This is a genomic window from Vibrio sp. YT-19(2023) (genome assembly GCF_033337395.1).
The window spans coordinates 1-552 of the sequence record NZ_JAWOQN010000970.1; the positions used below are offsets into that span (position 1 = coordinate 1).

The window sequence follows — 552 nt, forward strand, 5'->3', positions numbered from 1 at the left end:
TGATTTTCTCGTAAATTTTACCCCGATTGGTGCAACATTCTGTTGCATAGTAGACCAGACTTTAAGCTATAATGAATGAACGTTCATTCACTGGTAGTAGGATTATGACGGACAACCCTGCTGTAGATAAACGCGATCAAATACTTGCCGCTGCGGAGCAGTTAATTGCAGAGTCTGGCTTTCAAGGGCTTTCTATGCAAAAGCTGGCCAACGAAGCTGGTGTCGCCGCCGGGACGATTTATCGCTATTTCTCAGACAAAGAACATCTATTGGAAGAAGTACGTCTTAACGTAGCCAAACGCATTGCTTCAGCAGTGCAAGCGGGCGTTAATGACGACATGCCATTGAAGGAACGCTATCGAACCATGTGGCTCAACATCTGGAATTTGGCGGGTTCCAACTTAAACGCCATCAGTAATCGAGTTCAATATGATTCGTTACCTTGCACGACAAGAAACAAGACGTGGGAACTTGAGCGAAAAATGTTTGCCCAAGTAGATCGCCTTTTCAACCAGGGCAAAGAAGAAGGGGTTTTTAAGCCTCTCGATAACG

1 protein-coding gene is annotated in these 552 nt (G+C 45.1%); it reads left to right on the top strand.

Features of this window, described 5'->3' with window-relative positions; all coding sequences use genetic code 11:
- Positions 1-104: 104 nt before the first annotated feature.
- Positions 105-552, top strand: a 448-nt coding sequence (locus R7E78_RS29480) for a TetR/AcrR family transcriptional regulator (RefSeq protein ID WP_318059063.1), incomplete at its 3' end; no start/stop codon positions are given.